Raw genomic sequence first — 18,083 nt, forward strand, 5'->3', positions numbered from 1 at the left:
ATATTAAATAACATTTTACTGGTTTATAGTAAACTGTTTAAGGCTTTTGTTAAAGGTAATTAAGTCAGAATCAAATAGGAAGTTTAGCTCATCTTTTTCGATTAAGACGTTCGTGTTTCCGCTAACAAATTTAGAAGAAGACATTAACCATAGTTCGTCAGCTAATTGAAGCGCTAAATTTGTTTGGTGTGTAGAAATAATAATTGTTTTATTAAATTCTGAAGCTAAATTTTTTAATAACGTAAATGTATTTACAGTGTGGTGTAAATCTAAATGAGCAGTAGGCTCGTCTAAAATTATTAGAGGTGTATCTTGTGCCAGAGCTCTGGCAATCATTACTTTTTGAAGTTGACCATCGCTTAATTCGTAACACTTAGAATTCATTAAGTGTTGGGTGTTGGTTTTCTCAAACGCAACTTGAATTATTGCCATATCATTATTGGTTAAATAACCAATCCAGTTTGTAAAAGGTTGTCTACCTAAAGCAACTAATTCAAAAACAGTTAAACTACTATCTGGTAAACGTTCGGTAAGTACCAAACTCAAGGTTTTAGCTAAATCAAAATTAGTTAGTGCTTCTAATTTTTTATTATTTATATAAACTTCACCGTCTAAAGCAGGCTGAACTTTAGTTAAAGTTCTAAGTAATGTAGATTTTCCAATACCATTTTTTCCTAACAGGCACACTAAATTACCAGGCTTTAATTCAATATTTAAATTAGAAGCAATTACATTTTGTTCTTTTTTTGAAGTATAACCTATACTTAAATTCGAAACCTTTATTATATGTTTAGCAGCGGTATCCATTAGTAATAAATTTTTCTTTTTCTAACTAGTAACCAAATAATTATTGGAGCTCCAAATAATGATGTTATTGCATTAATTGGTAGTGTAAATTCACTATTAGGTAATTGTGCAATACTATCGCAAATAAGCATTACTATAGAGCCAGTAATAGCAACAGCAGGTAATAATGTTTTATGGTTGGATGTATTAAATAATAATTTTGTTAAATGTGGTACAGCTAAACCAATAAATGCAATTGGGCCAGAAAAAGCAGTTATTACACCAGTTAATATGCTAGTAGCAATCAATGTTATATTTCTTGTTAGTTTAACATTTACGCCCATACTTTTAGCATAATTTTCACCTAAAAGTAGACTATTTAAAGGTTTTATAATAAAAGTAACAAGTAAAATTCCAATAACAAAAGTTATAAATAAGGCAGAAATTTCTTTCCAGTTTAAGTTTCCTAAACTACCAAAACTCCAAAACATATATTGTTGTAATTGACTAGCGCTACTAAAGTAAGCTAGAATACTAATTATTGCGGAAGTTAAACTACCAAACATTAATCCAATTATTAGAATACTCATAGTATTTCTAACTTTAATTGCGGCTAACATAACAGCAAGTAATACTAAAAACGATCCGGCACTTGCGGCAATTGCAATTCCCCAACTAGAAAAAGCAAAGTTAGCAATATTTGTACCCAAAAAAGTAGCTCCCATAATTAAAATGGCAACTCCTAAACTAGCTCCAGAACTAATACCTAATACAAAAGGACCTGCAAGTGGATTTCTAAATAATGTTTGCATTAATAAACCGCTAATAGATAAGCCAGAGCCTACAATTAAGGCAGTTACAGCTTTAGGTAAACGATAATTTATTACAATTGCCCTCCAAGATTCTTTTTCTACTTCGCCATTAAAAAGTGAAGCTAATATTTCTTTTATTGGAATGTAAACAGAACCTAGACTAATATTAATAAGTATAAAAATTATTAATACAGCAAGTAGTATTACAAATGTTCCTTTATATGATTTTATTGGGGTTACCAAGTAGTTTTATTTAAAAAGTTTACTAATTGTTCAATTGCTTTTCCTCTATGACTAATACTTCCTTTTTCTTTCATTTCCATTTCAGCAAAGGATTTGTCGAATCCATTTGGTTTGAAAATAGGATCATAACCAAAACCTTCGTTACCTTGTTTTTTGGTTAAAATTTCTCCTTTACAAACGCCTTCAAAGATAAACTGTTTTTCTTGAATATTAAGTGCAATTGCCGTTCTAAATTGTGCTTTTCTATCGTTTTTGGTTTTTAATTCCTTTAATAACTTACTCATATTTGCTTCTGCATTATGGTGCTCTCCAGAATATCTAGCAGAATAAACTCCAGGAGCATTATTGAGTGCTTCAACTTCTAAGCCAGTATCGTCAGCAAAACAGTTTAAACCAAACTTTTTAGTAATATAATTAGCCTTTAAAATAGCATTACCTTCTAATGTGTCTGCAGTTTCAGGTATATCATCAAAACAATTGATATCTGCTAAGCTTACTATTTCAAAATTAGTTAACATAGCTTGTACTTCTTTTAGCTTGTTTTTGTTATTGGTAGCAAAAACTAGTTTAAGTTTATTCATGATGGTAAGGTTCGTTTTTTAAAATAGTAAAAGCTCTATAAATTTGTTCAACAATAAATAAACGTATCATTTGGTGAGAAAAAGTCATTTTTGAGAATGAAATTTTACCTTGAGCCTTTTTGTAAACTTCCTCTGAAAATCCATAAGGACCACCAATTACAAGTACAATTTGTTTTACACCAGAGTTCATTTTTTGTTGCATAAACTTAGCAAATTCTATGGAACGGAACTCTTTTCCTTTTTCATCCAACAAAATTAGCTGATCAGTAGGAGATAATTTTTTTAGAATTATTTCGCCTTCTTTTTCTTTCTGTTGTTTTTCGCTTAAATTTTTAACATTTTTTATGTCTGGTATAATTTCAAGCTCAAATTTTATATAATGTTTTAACCTATTTTGATAAGTTTCAATTAGGTTTTGTAAATTTTTATCATCGGTTTTACCAATGGCCAATAATTTAATTTTCATTCAGCAAATATAAAAAGAAATAAAGATGAAATTTTTGAAAATAAAAAAGTTATTTTTGTGTCAAATATTACAATAAAATGATAAGTAAAGAACAATTTGAAAAGGAACTTGAAATTATAATTTCGAATGCAATAAGAGAAGATGTAGGAGATGGAGATCATAGCTCATTAGCTTGTATTCCTGAAGACGCACAAGGAAAAGCTAAATTATTAGTTAAGGAAGATGGTGTTATTGCAGGTGTTGAAATGGCTAAAAGAATTTTTGCCTATGTTGATAAAGATATGACTATTGAAACATTAATTAATGATGGTGAAGAAGTAAAATATGGCGATATAGTTTTTTACGTAACAGGTAGATCTCAATCAATTTTAAAAGCAGAACGTTTGGTATTAAATGTGTTGCAGCGTATGAGTGCAATTGCAACTAAAACTAAAGAATTTGCAAAGCTTTTAGAAGGCACAAAAACAAAAGTATTAGATACTCGTAAAACTACACCAGGTATTAGAGCGTTAGAAAAATGGGCTGTTGTAATTGGTGGAGGAGAAAATCACCGTTTTGCATTGTATGATATGATTATGTTAAAAGACAATCATATAGATTTTTGTGGTGGTGTTGCAAAATCAATTTCACAAACTAAAAATTATTTAAAAGAGAACAATTTAGATTTAAAAATTATTGTTGAAGCTAGAAGTTTAGATGAAATTAAAGAAATTTTGGCAGAAGGTGGAGTTTATAGAATTTTAATAGACAACTTTAATTATGAAGATACTAAAACTGCGGTTGCGTTAATTGGTGACCAATGTCAAACAGAATCTTCAGGAGGTATTAATTTAGAAACTGCTAGAGCTTATGCTGAGTGTGGTGTAGATTGTATTTCTTCAGGAGCTTTAACACACTCTGTACACAATATGGATTTAAGTTTGAAAGCGGTTGAGTAAATGCTAAACTTTTTTGACGATGAAACATATAGAGGCGTAGATTATACAAAAACAAAATTTGTAAAAGGAGAGTATGATAATTGCTCTTTTATAGATTGTAATTTTGAAAATGTTAACACTTCTAATGTTCAATTTATTGAATGTGAGTTTGTTAATTGTAATTTTAGTAATGCAGATATTAATAATACGGCATTTAAAACAGTATGTTTTACAGAATGCAAGTTGTTAGGGCTTAAATTTAATAAATGTGATACATTTTTATTAAACCTTGAATTTATTAACTGTAAGTTAAATGTAGCTTCATTTTATCAATTAAAACTTCAAAATACAAAGTTTAAAAATTGTAATTTAAATGAAGTAGATTTTACTGAGTCAAATATTTCAAAATCACTTTTCGATAATTGCGATTTAAACAATGCTGTTTTTAATAGAAGTAATCTAGAAAACGCTAATTTTAGTACATCGTTTAATTTTAATATTAACCCTTCAGAAAATAAAATGAAAAACTCAATATTTTCGAAAGATAATATTGAAGGTTTACTGAAAGAATTTAAGATAAAAGTAGAATAGTGCTATGAGTAAAACTGTTGAAGAAAAACTACTTAAAATACCTGTAGTAAACTTACTTGTTAAATTTGGAAAAAGTATAAAAGTTCCAGGTTTAGAAGGTATGTCGCTATACGATGTAATTGAAATGTACATTATTGGAATTTTAAAAGGAGCCCTAACTTCAAGAGCAGGTGCAATTGCATTTAGCTTTTTTATGGCAATATTTCCTTTTTTACTTTTTATGCTAAATTTATTACCATTTTTACCCATAGATGCTAACGAGTTTATGGCGGTAATTAATAATGTAGTTCCGCCTAAAACTGCCGATTTTGTAGATGCAATTGTTGAAGATATTATAAGTCATCAACGTGAAGGATTACTTTTTTCAACCTTAGGTTTGGCAATGTTTTTAATGGCAAATGGAGTTAATGCTATTTTTAGTGGTTTTGAATATTCGTACCATGTAAAACATACACGTAATATATTTTCTCAATATTTATACTCATTTGGAGTAGGTATATTATTAGCATTTATGTTGTTGTTTACAATTACAATTTTAGCTTATGTTGAAGTTTATGTGATTCAATATTTAAGTGAATTAGCTGCAAAAACAACAGGTATTAATGTTGAAGAAGGCGATGTTGTGGGTATTAAAATTGCACAATATGTATTTTTTATTTTAATGATTTACATAGGTACTGCCATTTTGTATTATTTTGGAACTAAAGAAGGTAGGAAAGCAAAATTCTTTTCATCAGGAGCCTTACTAACAACAATATTAGTGTTGTTAACTACCTATTTATTTGGTATTTATGTAAAAGATTTTGCACAGTACAATAAGCTATATGGCTCTATAGGAACATTATTAATTTTAATGCTGTATATTTGGTTAAACTCAATAATTTTATTGTTAGGTTTTGAATTAAACGCAAGTTTAAACCGGTTAAGAACATTACATTTAAAAGAATAAATTAAAAAAAATGAAAGTTATTGCAATGATTCCGGCTCGTTATGAAGCCAGCCGATTTCCGGGTAAATTAATGAAAGATTTAGCAGGTAAATCTGTAATAATAAGAACCTATGAGGCTACTAAAAATTCAAATTTATTTGATGAAGTTTATGTAGTTACGGATAGCGATATTATTTTTAATGAAATTACTTCTAATGGAGGTAAGGCTATAAAAAGTATTAAAGAGCACGAATCTGGAAGTGATAGAATTGCTGAAGCTGTTCAAAATTTAGATGTTGATGTTGTTGTAAACGTGCAAGGAGACGAACCTTTTACACAAACCGAACCATTAAAAAACTTACTAAATGTATTTAAAGAAGATACTTTGAAACAAGTAGATATTGCTTCTTTAAAAATTAAAATGGACAATATTGAAGAAATTAACAACCCAAACAATGTAAAAGTTGTTACTTCCGAAGAAAATTTTGCCATGTATTTTTCTCGTTCACCAATTCCTTTTCCAAGAGATAAGCAGTATGCTACTTATTATAAACATATTGGTATTTACGCTTTCAGAAAGGAAGCTTTACTTCAATTTACCCAATTACCCGTAAATAAATTAGAAGCTGCAGAAAAATTAGAGAATTTACGCTTTTTGGCACATGGTTTGAAGGTTAAAATGGTAGAAACTAATCAAATAGCAATAGGTATTGATACGCCAGAAGATTTAGAAAAAGCCATTGCTGTTTATAAAAACAACTAGCATATGAGTTTAACACCAGAAACAATTTTTAGTATTTTAATAGGTATAGGTTTAGCCGCTTCAGTAGGTTTTAGAATTTTTGTACCATTATTTGCACTTAGTTTAGCATCTTATTTTAATGTAATACCGCTAAACGACAATTGGGAATGGGTTGGAAGCTCAATGGCAATTATAATTTTAGGTGTTGCTACATTAGTAGAAATACTTGCTTATTTTATACCTTGGTTAGATAATATTTTAGATACTATTGCCGTACCATTAGCAGCAGTTGCAGGTACAGCAGTAATGGTTTCAACAGTAAGTGATTTAGATCCAACAATAACTTGGGCATTGGCAATTATAGCTGGTGGAGGTACTGCTGCAGTAATAAAAGGCTCAACAAGTACTACACGTTTAGCATCTACGGCAACAACGGCTGGTATTGCAAATCCAGTAATTTCAACAGTAGAAACAGGTACATCCATAGTAATGTCTGTTTTAGCAATATTTATTCCAATATTGGCAATAATATTTGTTGTACTAATTTTATGGTTAATTATAAGAGTATTTAAATTATTTAAACGAAAAAAAGCAACAGTATGAGTTACACAAATTCACAACTAAAAGATTTTATCAAATCACTTCAAATAATTCATTTAGTATTAATTTTAGGAGTTGTAATATTTGGTGGTTACATTGCATTTACATTGCAAAATGAGTTGTTTTTTTCTTATGAAGATGATAAGGCATTTTTATTTTTAGCTATAGTTATTGCGTTTGTAGGTAATTTATCTAGCAAGTTTCTATTTGCTAAAATGTTGAAGCAAATTCCAGAAAAATCTAATTTATCTCAAAAAGCTGTTAAATATAGTACAGCACATATATTTAGAATGGCTATGTTAGAGTTTCCAGCTTTAATGTGCATTATTTTTACGTTTCAAAGCTCAAATAGTTTCTATTTTATTTTAACAGGAATTCTAGTTTTAATGATGATAGCAATATTTCCTACCAAAAATAAGTTTGAAAATGATGTTCCGTTAACTTCAAAAGAAAAAACTATACTAGAAAAGCTTTAATTAGTTTTTTAAATTTTAGATATTTGCAGTCTAATTTTTAAAAATGGCACAAAAACCAGGTATTCCTAAAGGAACAAGAGATTTTTCACCTACTGAAGTAGCGCAAAGAAATTATATTTTTTCAACAATAAAAGAAGTTTTTGAAGTTTTTGGATTTCAACCAATTGAAACTCCATCATTTGAGAATTCATCTACTTTAATGGGGAAGTATGGAGAAGAAGGAGATCGATTAATTTTTAAAATTTTAAACTCTGGAGATTATTTAAAAAAGGTTGATGAAGGTTTACTAACTAATAAAGAAAGTATTAAGGTAACTTCAAAAATATCTGAAAAAGCGTTGCGTTATGATTTAACGGTACCTTTTGCACGTTATGTAGTACAACACCAAAACGATATTGTTTTTCCTTTTAAAAGATATCAAATGCAACCGGTTTGGAGAGCCGATAGACCGCAAAAAGGTAGGTTTAGAGAGTTTTACCAGTGCGATGCAGATGTTGTTGGTAGTAAAGGACTTTGGCAAGAAGTAGAGTTTGTTCAATTATATGATGCTGTTTTTAGTAAGTTAAAATTAAACGGCACGACCATTAAGTTGAATAACCGTAAAATTTTAGCTGGTATTGCTGAAATTATTGGAGCAAAAGATAAACTAATTGATTTTACAGTTGCTTTAGATAAATTAGACAAAATTGGTGCTGAAGGTGTAACAAACGAAATGCTTGCTAAAGGAATTTCAGAAGAGGCAATTTCTAAAGTTCAACCATTATTTAGCTTTAATGGTACAAGTCAAGAAAAGTTAAATCAGTTACAAGATATGCTTGCACAATCTGAACAAGGTTTGCAAGGTGTTAAAGAATTGAGATTTATAGTAGATAATGTTGAAGAACTTGGTTTACAATCAGCAAAATTAGATTTAGATGTTACCTTAGCACGAGGATTAAACTACTATACAGGAGCTATTTATGAAGTTTCTGCACCAGAAGGCGTAAAAATGGGCTCTATTGGAGGTGGAGGTAGATACGATGATTTAACTGGAATATTTGGATTGAAAGATGTAAGTGGAGTAGGAATTTCTTTTGGATTAGATCGTATTTATTTAGTGTTAGAAGAATTAGGTTTATTTGATGATGTTGCTTTACCAAAACCCAAAGTTTTATTTATAAATTTTGGAGAAACAGAAGCTGCTTACTGTATGAAAGCTGTAAGTGCTTTAAGAGTCAACGGTATTAAATCTGAATTATATCCAGATGCTGCTAAAATGAAAAAGCAAATGAATTATGCAAACCGAAGACAAATAGATTTTGTGGTTTTAGCAGGAGAATCTGAGTTAGAAGGTAATAATTATACATTAAAAAATATGCAAAGTGGAGAGCAACAAACTTGTACTTTGCAAGAATTGATTGAAATTACAAAATAACTTAAAACTAATTTGTAAATTTGCTGGCTATAATAAATTAAAAAATGTTTGAAACGAATAAAACAATGGCAGAAAAAATTAATGAAATTGGAGATAACCATATTGGTACTTCAGCAAAAACGCCTTTAAGAGCAGACGCTTTTGATATTTCAGACGAAGAAAAAAGAAACAGAATTGAAAAAAGTGTTAGAGATATTTTAGACACTTTAGGAATGGATTTGGAAGATGACAGTATAAAAGGTACGCCGCGTAGAGTTGCAAAAGCTTTTGTAAATGAATTGTTTGGAGGTTTAAGCCCTGCAAATATGCCAAAACTATCAACTTTTGATAATAATTATAAATATGGTGAAATGTTGGTAGAAAAAAACATAGTTGTTTATTCTACTTGCGAGCATCATTTGTTACCAATTATTGGTAGAGCACACGTTGCATATATTTCTAAGGGGCAAGTTATAGGCTTGTCTAAAATGAATAGAATTGTAGATTATTTTGCAAAAAGGCCTCAAGTACAAGAACGTTTAACAATGCAGGTAGTGCAAGCTTTACAAGAAGCTATGGGAACTGAAGATGTTGCATGTGTTATTGACGCCAAACATTTATGTGTAAATTCTAGAGGTGTTAAAGATATTGATAGTAGCACGGTAACTTCTGAATTTGGTGGTAAATTTAAAGACCCACAAACTAAAAGAGAGTTTTTAGATTACATAAAGATGGATACCGACTTTGAGTAGAAATAACAGGATTTAATAATTTAAAAAATTACTTTGTTGAAAAATAAAGTAATTTTTTTTCTTAAAATACTTTATGAAAAAATATATAATAGCAATGTTCATTTTATGTTATACAATGAACTCTTTTTCTCAAAATGATACTAAACTTAAAGGTAACCTTTGGAGCGATGTTAAAAAAGATGGTGTAAAAGTTTGGGGAGGAATAAAACACGCTTATACGCAACCTTTAAAATGGAAAAAGAAAGATTGGCTTACTTTTGGTGGAATTGCTGCTGGAACGGCAATTATTTATATGTACGACGAAGAAACTTCTGAATATTTTATAGAGCAAGAACCAAATGCACCTCATATGCTTAAAGAAATTGGTTGGTATTATGGTAGCCCTCAAAATTTCTTTATGATTACTGCAGGAATATATTCTTATGGTTTATTTGCAAGAAACGAAGCTTGGAGAGATGCAGGTATTCTAATTGTATCATCGGCAGTTGCAACAGGGTTTATTCAAACTATTACTAAAAATGCTTTTGGTAGAGCTAGACCTGGGGCTGGTGTAGGAAGCGATAAATTTAAACCTTTTAGTAGTGAAGGAATGTACCATTCTTTTCCATCTGGCCATACTATGTTATCTATGACAGCTTCGCACGCCATAGCTAAACAATTCGATAATATTTGGGTTAAAAGTGGTATTTATGCTGTTGGATTAATTGCTCCAATTTCTCGTTTATGGGAAGGTGCACATTGGTTAACCGATGTTGTTTTAGGTGGGGTAATTAGTATTGTTGTGGTTGATGGTATTGATAAATTTTTTCATAAAAATGATATGTACCTTCATAAGAAAGAGAAAAAAGTATCTTGGAATTTAAAAGCTGGTTTAGGAACTGTAGGTATTGTTGGTACTTTTTAATGTGGTGCTAACCAGTTAAAAGGTTCGAAAGGCAAATTTCGAAGAATAAAAAACAGAATAATTACTATAAGTATTATTACTAATGTTTTTTGTTGCTTTAATTTATTGGTATAGTGTTTATTAAAAAACGTGTTAGATATTTCAATAAAACAATAATAAAGCAAAGCAAATAAGCCAACAATAAAAAGTATATTTTGTTGAGCTGCTTTGTAAAAATCTAAATTTAATAAATGGTGTGCTGCTCTTTGGCTACCACAACCAGGGCAATAAGCACCTGTAGTTGAGTATAAAATACACTTTGGTAAAAAATTTACTTCACTAGGGTTTATATAAAAATAAAGGAATGCTAAACCAAAAACTGGCACTAACATTCCTAAATATTTTTTATTCATTATTAAAAAATTACTGAGCTTGCTCAATTGCTTCTTTAATAAGTTCCATTTGCTCTTCTATATTACCACTAGCAATAGAATATATTGTTTGGATTACAAATATTACACCTAATACAATACCAATAATAGAAGTAATTTTACCTGTATTAGCGTTACCTTCACCTATATATTGAGATGGATCTTCATTATAAATAGCCATCGCTTTTTTAGAGTTGTTTAAACCAATAAGTCCAAAAATTAATCCAGGCAATCCCATACAACAACAAGCTGTTACAATTGAAACAATTCCGTAAATTAAGGCACTTTGCGAATGAGGAAGTTTTTGTCTTTCCATAGTTGTGTTTTAGTTTTGTTAAAATGATTTTATTAAATAATTCCCTAAGATAATAATTACATTTAAAATAAATAAGTACTTAAGCACTAAATGACCTTTAATATAATTAAACTTTAAATGAAAAAGTAAGTAAATAAACATTATTATTAAGGTAATAAGCGCTGGGTACATTTTTATAGAACCTATTATATCACCTTTTAACAGTAATATAATGGCTCGTTGCATACCACAGCCCATACATTCTTGGTTTAAGTATTTTTTGGTTGAACAGGATAGCATATTCTGTTCTAAAAATGCAATTATTTTATTCAAAAATTATTTTTTTAATAAAAGTAAAAAAATTAAATAGATTCACTAATTATTTTAAATATAAAATGAATTTCTCCTGCTATTTGTTTGTTAATTTCTAAATATTTTTCTGTTTTATATGGAGATTTATCATAAAGTTTTGGGTCTGAAAAAGGTAAATAGAAACGTTTAGTAGACTCCGGAATATATGGGCAATTGGCATCTGCACTTGAGCAAATTGTTATGGCAATATATGGTTTTGGGTTATGATCGTTATCGTATAGCTTTGAAAAACCAACAATTGGGTTTGTGCAATTTTTATAATTAATTAAATATTCTGGATTTAAATGAGAAAATTCGATTAATTGAAAATTGAAACCAACAGATTGCAATGTTTTAACCGTGCTTCTATAAAACGAAGTTACAATGGTACCTCCAGAAAATGATTCAATACTTTTAATATTATAATAATTAGCAGCAAAGCTACTCCATACTTGTGCTAGCTGACTTCTACGACTGTTATGTATACAAATAAAGTTTAAGTTTACTTTATTAGTTGTTTTAATTTCTGAAATTAAAAAATCAGCAATTTCTTTCAAAAGTTCTTTTCGTAGGGAATCAATTTTTAATTCGTTTAGTGATTTTAAAAAAAAATTGTCAGTACTTATTGAAATCGAGTTTATCATATAAAAATTTTATACAATTTTAGTACTTTTACATTTTTAAAATATTGCTTAAAAATTAATAAATAGTTAAGATTAATGAGTTTAAAAGTAGGAGATTTTGTTGCTGCTATTGATGATGTGGTAAAGGGTTACATAATTAAAGTGAAGGAAAAAACTATTATTGTTGAAGGAGAAGATGGTTTTCCATTTGAATATATACCTAAAGAAGTGGTTGTTATTAAAGAAAACCAAAATGAACTTTCTAAATACAGCGATATATCTAATAGTGATTTGTTAGAAAAAACTGTTGAAAAACCTAAACGAAGAAAATCTCAATTTAAATCGGATGCTAAACCAGAGAAACAACCACCTATGGAGGTTGATTTACATATCGAAAAGTTAACAAAGTCTTATCGAAGAATGGATAATTACGATATTGTAAATATTCAAATAGATACAGCAAAGGCAAAATTAGAATTTGCTATTAGAAATAGATTACCAAAAGTTGTTTTTATTCACGGTGTTGGAGCAGGTGTTTTAAAAACAGAATTAGGTTATTTACTGCGTAAATACCCCGTTAAATGGTATGCAGCAGATTTTAGAAAATATGGTTTAGGAGCTACAGAAGTTTATATACTTCAAAATCCAAGAGATTAATTACTCATCAATTTCTATAGAGCCAAAATCAAAACTGTTATATACAATTTTGTCTTTATCATCTATAAAAACTAAATCTTCAATAACAATATCATAAACAAAACCATCTGGATCACCAGCAGATGTTGTAATAATAATGGTTCCGCTTTCTGCATTTAGTTCTTTTAAAACATTTGGAGTTGTAGGAGGAATATCTTGACAAAAATAGCTAGAGCTAAATCCACTATCAAAAGCTCTATAAACCACATTGTATGTACTAGAAATAGCGTGTTCTTGTTCTTCTCCTATAGTTTCACCTAAATCGCTAGAACTTAATGTTAATACAATTACTTCAGTATCATCTTCATTAGCTCGGTAAAGTACATATTCTCCACAAGTATTTACGGTGCTTTCAAATTCAAAAGAAGGGATGTCAAAATTACCATCGTTACAAGAAAATAAAGTTGCAGTTAATATTAAAAGTAAAAGACGTTTCATTAGTTTATAATTTTAAAAGGCAAAAATAATGTTTTAAACAATTCAACGGTATTTCAAATCATTTATTTTATACTTTTGTTGTTTATGAAAGCAATATATTTAGACAACGCAGCAACTACACCAATATTACCTGAAGTTATTAGCTTAATTACAGAGGTAATGCAAAATACTTATGGCAATCCGTCATCTACACATCACATTGGTAGAAAATCTAAGGCATTGGTAGAAACAGCTCGTAAAAATATTGCAAAACAGTTTAATGTTGGTGCAAATGAAATTGTATTTACGGCTGGTGGAAGTGAAGCTGATAATTTAATTTTAAAAAATGCCGTTGATAATTTAAATGTAACAACTATTATTACTTCAAAAATAGAGCATCACGCTGTTTTACATACTGTAGAATTTATTGCTAAAAACAAAAAAATAAATGTAATATATGTAAATGTTAACGAGCTTGGAGGTATTGATTACAATCATCTAGAAACACTTTTAAAGGCCGATAATACTAAAAAACTTGTTAGCTTAATGTATGTTAATAACGAAATTGGAAATTTATTAAATGTTGAATTGGTTTCTAATTTATGTATTGAAAACAATGCCTATTTTCATTCAGATGCTGTGCAAGCAATTGGCCATTTTAATATAGATATGCAAAAAACACCTATAGATTTTTTTGCTGCAAGTGCCCATAAATTTCACGGTCCAAAAGGTGTAGGTTTCGCATATATAAAAAATGGAATTGGCATTCAACCTTTATTGCTTGGTGGTGAACAGGAGCGAGGAGCAAGAGCTGGAACAGAAAATGTGCATAGCATTTTGGGAATGGAAAAAGCCTTGCAAATAGCCTATTCTAACTTAGAGGAAGAAACTACTATTATTAAAGAGCTAAAATTTTATTTTATTCAACAATTAAAACAAGAATTTAAAGGTGTTGAATTCAATGGTTTTTCAGAAGATAAAGAAAAAAGCAGTTACTTAATTTTAAACGTTCGTTTTCCTAAAGAATATGCAATGTTGCTTTTTAGTTTGGATATAAAAGGTATTGCTGTTTCTGGTGGAAGTGCTTGCCAAAGTGGAAGTAACAAAGGTTCTCACGTATTAAACACTATTTTAAATGAAGAAGATGCTATAAAAACTTCTGTTCGATTTTCTTTTAGTAAATTTAACACAAAAGAAGAAGTTGACACAGTTATTACAGTACTTCAAGATTTGATTGTATAGTAAGTGGCTAAGCGCATTTTAAAGCTTAATTATTCTAATATTACAACTTTTATATAATTTCTAAAAAGTGCTTTGTTATTCCTGCGAAGGCAGGAATCCATTTTCATATGCTTTAGTAGTACTTAAATAATATTTACTTCAATTTCTAAATCAATATTAAAATTAGATTTAATAGAATTTTGAATTTTTTGTGCTAGTTTATGTACCTCTTCACCAGTAGCATTTCCATAATTTACTAATACTAACGCTTGTTTTTCGTGTACACCAGTTTCACCAAAACGTTTACCTTTAAACCCGCTTTGTTCAATTAACCAACCTGCGGGTACTTTAATTTCATTATTAGAAACCACGTAATGAGGTATTTCTGGATATTTTTTTTGAAGAATATTAAATTTATCTTTAGAAATAACAGGGTTTTTAAAAAAGCTACCGCTATTTCCAATCTTTTCAGGATCAGGAAGTTTACTTTCTCTAATTGCAATTATAGCTTTCGAAACATCTTTAATTGTTGGTGCTGTAACACCTTCTAATTCTTTTTGAATTGCTCCGTAAGAAATATTTAAGTTATGCTTGTTTTTAGTTAATTTAAAAGTAACATTTACAATAATATACTTTCCTTTTAAATCGTTTTTAAAAACAGAGTTTCTGTACCCAAAATTACAATCAGCTTTAGTAAAAGTTTTAATTTTACCAGTTGAAATTTCTAACGCTTCTAATTGATGAAATGTATCTTTAATTTCTACACCATAAGCACCAATATTTTGAATAGGAGAAGTACCAACATTACCAGGGATTAGTGATAAATTTTCTAAACCACCATAATTTTGGTCAATACACCAAATTACAAAATCGTGCCAGTTTTCACCAGCTTCAGCAGTTACAAAAACAGAATCATCAGGAGTTTCATTAATAATTACTCCGCTTAAATTCAGTTTTACAACTAGTTTTTCTATGTTTTTTGTCAATAACATATTGCTACCTCCTCCTAAAAGAAAAATATCTTTTTCAGTAGCAATCAATTGTTTTAATTCTTTAGTAGAATTTACATTAACAAAGCGTTTGGCAATAGCGTTAATACCAAAAGTATTATATGGTTTTAACGAAATGTTTTTTTCTATTTTCAATTAAATTATATTTTGAAATAGCAGCTTTAATTATGTTTACTGCTTTTATTAAATCTTCTTTTTTAAGTACATAAGCAATTCTAACTTGCTTAGTTCCGTAACCAGGAGTAGAGTAAAATCCTGCACCAGGTGCCAACATTACAGTTTGGTTATTTATACTAAAATGTTCTAACAGCCATTGAGCAAAATTATCTGCATTGTCAATCGGTAATTCAACAAGGCAATAAAATGCACCTTTAGGAGTATTAACTTTTATTCCTTCAATTTTATTTAATTCACTAACAAGAGTATCTCTTCTTTCTTTATATTCTTCTATTACTTCGTCAAAATATGATTGAGGTGTATCCATTGCCGCTTCACTAGCTATTTGAGCAAATGTTGGTGGGCTTAACCTTGCTTGTGCATATTTTAAAGCAGTATTTATTACTTCTTTATTTTTTGAAGCTATACAACCTATTCTTGCGCCACACATACTGTAACGTTTAGAAACAGAATCTATAATTATAGCATGTTCTTCTAAACCAAAATTACTTAATACAGATTGGTGTTTAACAGAAGAATCATAAACAAACTCTCGGTAAACTTCATCGGCAATTAAAAATATATCGTGACGTTTAACTATTTCAGCTAATTTTTGAAGTTCTTCTTTAGAATATACATAACCTGTTGGATTTCCAGGGTTACAAATTAAAATAGCTTTTGTTTTTTTTGTAATTCGTTTTTCAAACTCTTCTATAGAAGGTAACGCAAAGTTATCTTCAATTTTAGAAATTATTGGAACAATTTTAATAGCAGAAGCTGTTGAAAATGCAATGTAATTTGCATAAAAAGGTTCAGAAATAATAATTTCATCACCAGGATCAGTAATACTTCCTAAAGTAAAACGTAAAGCTTCTGAACCTCCGGTAGTTACAATAATTTCATTAGAGTTTAAACTTATTCCATTTTTGTGGTAATAATCGGCTAATTTTTGTCTATATGCCTCGGAGCCTGCAGATTGACTATATGATAGAACTTCTACGGCGTTATTTTTAACCGCTTCTAAAGCAACTTTAGGCGTTTTTATATCTGGCTGCCCAATGTTCAAATGAAAAACTTCAATTCCTTTTTTCTTTGCATTTTCTGCATAAGGAACCAATTTTCTAATTGGAGATTCTGGCATTTTAAATCCTTTATTTGATATTTTTGGCATTACTAGCTATATTAGGATTAATAATTAATACAAAAATCAACAAAAATAAATGAATACTTGCATAATTTAGTGTTTTTATTGAAGGTTAAATAAATCATAAAAGTTAGGTTATGCTAGTGCATTTTTGTAAATTAATTGTTTATACATAAACTACTAACTTGGAAAATAAAAAACTAAAAATATTAATACTTTTTATAGGTGTTTTTTTTACTTTAAATGTAAGTTCTCAAGGCTATTTTAGTTTTCCAAATACGGTAAAAAAGCAAAGCTTTAATTTTAAATTATTAAGTAATCTTATAGTTTTACCTATTGAAGTAAATGGCAAAAAATTAAACTTTATTTTAGATTCTGGTGTAGGTGCTACAATTTTATTTAACCTAAACGCAAGAGATTCATTAGACTTAAAAAATGTTAAAAAAATTAAATTGCAAGGTTTAGGAGGTGAAGAAGCGGTAGATGCAATAGTATCTAATGGCAATAAAATAAAACTTAAAAGTATTAATGGTTATAATCAAAAATTGTTTGTAATATTTAATGATAATTTTGATTTGTCTTCTAAATTAGGACTTACAATTCACGGAATTATAGGGTTTGATTTATTGAAAAATTTTACAGTTAAAATTAACTATAGCTCAAAAAAAATTACTTTTTATAAGGCAAATACGTATAAATTAGATGATTGTAGGAAATGCGATATTTTTGATTTGGAATTTTATAGGAAGAAACCATATATAGAAGCTGGAGTAAAATTAACTTCAGATAAAATTACACCTGTTAAATTATTAATAGACTCGGGTGGGAGTGATGCTATGTGGTTATTTGAAAACAGTCACCCAGACATTGTTCCTCCAAAAAAATATTTCAAAGGTTTTTTAGGTGAAGGTTTAAGTGGTTCAATTTACGGAAAACGAGCTAGAGTAAAAGCATTGGTTTATGGAAGTCACGAAATAAAAAATCCAACAGTTTCCTATCCAGATTCAATTTCAATTAGACATGCACGAAGGTTTAGAAGTAGAAATGGTAGTATGGGCGCCAATATTTTAAAACGGTTTTTAGTAGTTTTCGATTACCCTAACAAGAAAATTAGTTTAAAAAAAGGAGCTCATTTTAACAAACCATTTTATTATAATGTAAGTGGTTTAGAACTGGTTCATAATGGAAAAATATTGGTTAAAGAGAAAGATAATAAATCTACAAGTTTTAATTTATCTGGTAATGGTCAAACAAGCAATAACAGTGTTATTATAGATTATAGATATAAATACAATTTTAAACCATCTTATAGAGTACTAAAAGTATTGGAGAATTCGCCTGCAGATTATGCTGGAGTTATGGTAGATGATGTTTTAATTAAAGTAAATGGTAAGTTTGTTCACGAAATGAAATTGACTGAAATAATTGAAAAATTTTATTATAAAAAAAACAGAAAAGTTTCTCTTGTTGTTGAACGTAACGGTCAGCATTACGAATTCAAATTTTATCTAGAAGATATTCTTCAATAAAAAAAGGCTTTCCATTTGGAAAGCCTTTTTTTATTAATTT

At 29.0% G+C, this 18,083-nt stretch carries 23 protein-coding genes; 12 read left to right on the top strand and 11 right to left on the bottom strand.

The features are described 5' to 3' along the window. Positions 1–15: 15 nt before the first annotated feature. From BLU40_RS05500 to rlmH, 4 genes are read right to left on the bottom strand one after another with little or no spacing between them, the layout of a single operon-like run. Positions 16–807, bottom strand: a complete 792-nt coding sequence (locus BLU40_RS05500) for an ABC transporter ATP-binding protein (protein ID WP_090120832.1) — start codon at positions 805–807, stop codon at positions 16–18. Beyond that, positions 807–1,841 carry a FecCD family ABC transporter permease gene (locus BLU40_RS05505; RefSeq protein WP_175454747.1) on the bottom strand — a complete coding sequence of 345 codons (1,035 nt, stop codon included), beginning with the start codon at positions 1,839–1,841 and terminating at the stop codon, positions 807–809. Before BLU40_RS05505 ends, BLU40_RS05500 begins: the two co-directional genes overlap by 1 nt. Continuing rightward, the gene (locus BLU40_RS05510) at positions 1,835–2,422 is read right to left on the bottom strand and encodes a non-canonical purine NTP diphosphatase (protein WP_090120834.1); all 588 of its coding nucleotides are present in this window, start codon (positions 2,420–2,422) and stop codon (positions 1,835–1,837) included. The genes BLU40_RS05505 and BLU40_RS05510 overlap by 7 nt, the downstream gene beginning before the upstream one ends. Further along, entirely contained in the window at positions 2,415–2,888 is a 474-nt protein-coding gene (rlmH, locus tag BLU40_RS05515; RefSeq protein WP_090120837.1) for a 23S rRNA (pseudouridine(1915)-N(3))-methyltransferase RlmH, read from the bottom strand. Before rlmH ends, BLU40_RS05510 begins: the two co-directional genes overlap by 8 nt. 77 nt (positions 2,889–2,965) lie before the next feature. Here rlmH and nadC point away from each other — a divergent pair, with 77 nt between their 5' ends. The 9 genes from nadC to BLU40_RS05560 all read left to right on the top strand — a co-directional run bounded on the left by nadC (position 2,966) and on the right by BLU40_RS05560 (position 10,191). Further along, a complete protein-coding gene (gene nadC / locus BLU40_RS05520; protein ID WP_090120839.1) occupies positions 2,966–3,826 on the top strand; it encodes a carboxylating nicotinate-nucleotide diphosphorylase in 861 nt (286 codons plus the stop codon). Further along, positions 3,827–4,396: a pentapeptide repeat-containing protein gene (locus BLU40_RS05525; RefSeq protein ID WP_090120841.1), complete on the top strand. Its 570-nt coding sequence runs from the start codon at positions 3,827–3,829 to the stop codon at positions 4,394–4,396. It begins immediately after the preceding gene. A gap of 4 nt (positions 4,397–4,400) precedes the next feature. Beyond that, the gene (locus tag BLU40_RS05530) at positions 4,401–5,345 is read left to right on the top strand and encodes a YihY/virulence factor BrkB family protein (protein ID WP_090120844.1); all 945 of its coding nucleotides are present in this window, start codon (positions 4,401–4,403) and stop codon (positions 5,343–5,345) included. A gap of 10 nt (positions 5,346–5,355) precedes the next feature. Then, positions 5,356–6,087, top strand: a complete 732-nt coding sequence (gene kdsB / locus BLU40_RS05535; RefSeq protein ID WP_090120848.1) for a 3-deoxy-manno-octulosonate cytidylyltransferase — start codon at positions 5,356–5,358, stop codon at positions 6,085–6,087. A 3-nt stretch (positions 6,088–6,090) separates the two neighbouring features. Then, positions 6,091–6,669 (top strand): DUF4126 domain-containing protein, encoded by a 579-nt coding sequence (locus BLU40_RS05540; RefSeq protein ID WP_090120852.1) that lies wholly within the window; start codon positions 6,091–6,093, stop codon positions 6,667–6,669. Further along, positions 6,666–7,142, top strand: a complete 477-nt coding sequence (locus BLU40_RS05545) for a hypothetical protein (protein ID WP_090120855.1) — start codon at positions 6,666–6,668, stop codon at positions 7,140–7,142. The genes BLU40_RS05540 and BLU40_RS05545 overlap by 4 nt, the downstream gene beginning before the upstream one ends. A gap of 43 nt (positions 7,143–7,185) precedes the next feature. After that, entirely contained in the window at positions 7,186–8,556 is a 1,371-nt protein-coding gene (gene hisS / locus BLU40_RS05550; RefSeq protein ID WP_090120858.1) for a histidine--tRNA ligase, read from the top strand. Between the two features lie 65 nt (positions 8,557–8,621). Then, positions 8,622–9,287 (top strand): GTP cyclohydrolase I FolE, encoded by a 666-nt coding sequence (gene folE, locus BLU40_RS05555; RefSeq protein ID WP_245729901.1) that lies wholly within the window; start codon positions 8,622–8,624, stop codon positions 9,285–9,287. A gap of 73 nt (positions 9,288–9,360) precedes the next feature. Beyond that, a complete protein-coding gene (locus BLU40_RS05560) occupies positions 9,361–10,191 on the top strand; it encodes a phosphatase PAP2 family protein (RefSeq protein ID WP_090120865.1) in 831 nt (276 codons plus the stop codon). On the opposite strand, the gene BLU40_RS05565 is transcribed toward BLU40_RS05560, so the two are convergent. From BLU40_RS05565 to BLU40_RS05580, 4 genes are all read right to left on the bottom strand, one after another. After that, entirely contained in the window at positions 10,188–10,583 is a 396-nt protein-coding gene (locus BLU40_RS05565; protein WP_090120867.1) for a DUF2752 domain-containing protein, read from the bottom strand. The genes BLU40_RS05560 and BLU40_RS05565 overlap by 4 nt on opposite strands. A 10-nt stretch (positions 10,584–10,593) precedes the next feature. Next, positions 10,594–10,917: a CCC motif membrane protein gene (locus BLU40_RS05570; RefSeq protein ID WP_090120869.1), complete on the bottom strand. Its 324-nt coding sequence runs from the start codon at positions 10,915–10,917 to the stop codon at positions 10,594–10,596. A gap of 18 nt (positions 10,918–10,935) precedes the next feature. Beyond that, entirely contained in the window at positions 10,936–11,196 is a 261-nt protein-coding gene (locus BLU40_RS05575; protein WP_090120871.1) for a DUF2752 domain-containing protein, read from the bottom strand. A gap of 62 nt (positions 11,197–11,258) precedes the next feature. After that, on the bottom strand, positions 11,259–11,891 hold the full coding sequence (locus tag BLU40_RS05580; protein WP_090120873.1) for a low molecular weight phosphatase family protein: 633 nt from the start codon (positions 11,889–11,891) through the stop codon (positions 11,259–11,261). A 75-nt stretch (positions 11,892–11,966) separates the two neighbouring features. On the opposite strand from BLU40_RS05580, the gene BLU40_RS05585 reads away from it, so the two are divergent. Next, positions 11,967–12,527, top strand: coding sequence for a Smr/MutS family protein (locus BLU40_RS05585; protein ID WP_090120877.1), 561 nt, complete (start codon positions 11,967–11,969; stop codon positions 12,525–12,527). Here BLU40_RS05585 and BLU40_RS05590 read toward each other — a convergent pair whose 3' ends face one another. Beyond that, positions 12,528–13,004: a hypothetical protein gene (locus tag BLU40_RS05590; RefSeq protein ID WP_090120883.1), complete on the bottom strand. Its 477-nt coding sequence runs from the start codon at positions 13,002–13,004 to the stop codon at positions 12,528–12,530. A gap of 84 nt (positions 13,005–13,088) precedes the next feature. Here BLU40_RS05590 and BLU40_RS05595 point away from each other — a divergent pair, with 84 nt between their 5' ends. Continuing rightward, entirely contained in the window at positions 13,089–14,225 is a 1,137-nt protein-coding gene (locus BLU40_RS05595; protein WP_090120885.1) for a cysteine desulfurase family protein, read from the top strand. 122 nt (positions 14,226–14,347) lie between these two features. Here BLU40_RS05595 and murB read toward each other — a convergent pair whose 3' ends face one another. Further along, on the bottom strand, positions 14,348–15,349 hold the full coding sequence (gene murB / locus BLU40_RS05600) for a UDP-N-acetylmuramate dehydrogenase (RefSeq protein ID WP_090120887.1): 1,002 nt from the start codon (positions 15,347–15,349) through the stop codon (positions 14,348–14,350). Then, a complete protein-coding gene (locus tag BLU40_RS05605) occupies positions 15,312–16,541 on the bottom strand; it encodes a pyridoxal phosphate-dependent aminotransferase (protein WP_090120890.1) in 1,230 nt (409 codons plus the stop codon). The genes murB and BLU40_RS05605 overlap by 38 nt, the downstream gene beginning before the upstream one ends. A 158-nt stretch (positions 16,542–16,699) precedes the next feature. On the opposite strand from BLU40_RS05605, the gene BLU40_RS05610 reads away from it, so the two are divergent. Beyond that, positions 16,700–18,043 (top strand): retropepsin-like aspartic protease, encoded by a 1,344-nt coding sequence (locus BLU40_RS05610; RefSeq protein ID WP_090120893.1) that lies wholly within the window; start codon positions 16,700–16,702, stop codon positions 18,041–18,043. Positions 18,044–18,083: the final 40 nt, after the last annotated feature.

It is taken from the genome of Lutibacter oricola (genome assembly GCF_900106565.1).
Lineage (GTDB): Bacteria > Bacteroidota > Bacteroidia > Flavobacteriales > Flavobacteriaceae > Lutibacter > Lutibacter oricola.

Excerpts from the sequence above, each read along its gene's own strand:
- rlmH (WP_090120837.1), bottom strand. The coding sequence starts at position 2,888 with ATGAAAATTAAATTATTGGCCATTGGTAAAACCGATGATAAAAATTTA.
- BLU40_RS05560 (WP_090120865.1), top strand. The coding sequence starts at position 9,361 with ATGAAAAAATATATAATAGCAATGTTCATTTTATGTTATACAATGAAC.
- BLU40_RS05590 (WP_090120883.1), bottom strand. The coding sequence starts at position 13,004 with ATGAAACGTCTTTTACTTTTAATATTAACTGCAACTTTATTTTCTTGT.
- BLU40_RS05530 (WP_090120844.1), top strand. The coding sequence starts at position 4,401 with ATGAGTAAAACTGTTGAAGAAAAACTACTTAAAATACCTGTAGTAAAC.
- BLU40_RS05510 (WP_090120834.1), bottom strand. The coding sequence starts at position 2,422 with ATGAATAAACTTAAACTAGTTTTTGCTACCAATAACAAAAACAAGCTA.
- BLU40_RS05540 (WP_090120852.1), top strand. The coding sequence starts at position 6,091 with ATGAGTTTAACACCAGAAACAATTTTTAGTATTTTAATAGGTATAGGT.
- BLU40_RS05605 (WP_090120890.1), bottom strand. The coding sequence starts at position 16,541 with ATGCCAAAAATATCAAATAAAGGATTTAAAATGCCAGAATCTCCAATT.
- kdsB (WP_090120848.1), top strand. The coding sequence starts at position 5,356 with ATGAAAGTTATTGCAATGATTCCGGCTCGTTATGAAGCCAGCCGATTT.
- BLU40_RS05545 (WP_090120855.1), top strand. The coding sequence starts at position 6,666 with ATGAGTTACACAAATTCACAACTAAAAGATTTTATCAAATCACTTCAA.
- BLU40_RS05575 (WP_090120871.1), bottom strand. The coding sequence starts at position 11,196 with ATGCTATCCTGTTCAACCAAAAAATACTTAAACCAAGAATGTATGGGC.
- hisS (WP_090120858.1), top strand. The coding sequence starts at position 7,186 with ATGGCACAAAAACCAGGTATTCCTAAAGGAACAAGAGATTTTTCACCT.
- BLU40_RS05585 (WP_090120877.1), top strand. The coding sequence starts at position 11,967 with ATGAGTTTAAAAGTAGGAGATTTTGTTGCTGCTATTGATGATGTGGTA.
- nadC (WP_090120839.1), top strand. The coding sequence starts at position 2,966 with ATGATAAGTAAAGAACAATTTGAAAAGGAACTTGAAATTATAATTTCG.
- BLU40_RS05565 (WP_090120867.1), bottom strand. The coding sequence starts at position 10,583 with ATGAATAAAAAATATTTAGGAATGTTAGTGCCAGTTTTTGGTTTAGCA.
- BLU40_RS05580 (WP_090120873.1), bottom strand. The coding sequence starts at position 11,891 with ATGATAAACTCGATTTCAATAAGTACTGACAATTTTTTTTTAAAATCA.
- BLU40_RS05595 (WP_090120885.1), top strand. The coding sequence starts at position 13,089 with ATGAAAGCAATATATTTAGACAACGCAGCAACTACACCAATATTACCT.
- BLU40_RS05525 (WP_090120841.1), top strand. The coding sequence starts at position 3,827 with ATGCTAAACTTTTTTGACGATGAAACATATAGAGGCGTAGATTATACA.
- BLU40_RS05570 (WP_090120869.1), bottom strand. The coding sequence starts at position 10,917 with ATGGAAAGACAAAAACTTCCTCATTCGCAAAGTGCCTTAATTTACGGA.
- folE (WP_245729901.1), top strand. The coding sequence starts at position 8,622 with ATGGCAGAAAAAATTAATGAAATTGGAGATAACCATATTGGTACTTCA.
- BLU40_RS05500 (WP_090120832.1), bottom strand. The coding sequence starts at position 807 with ATGGATACCGCTGCTAAACATATAATAAAGGTTTCGAATTTAAGTATA.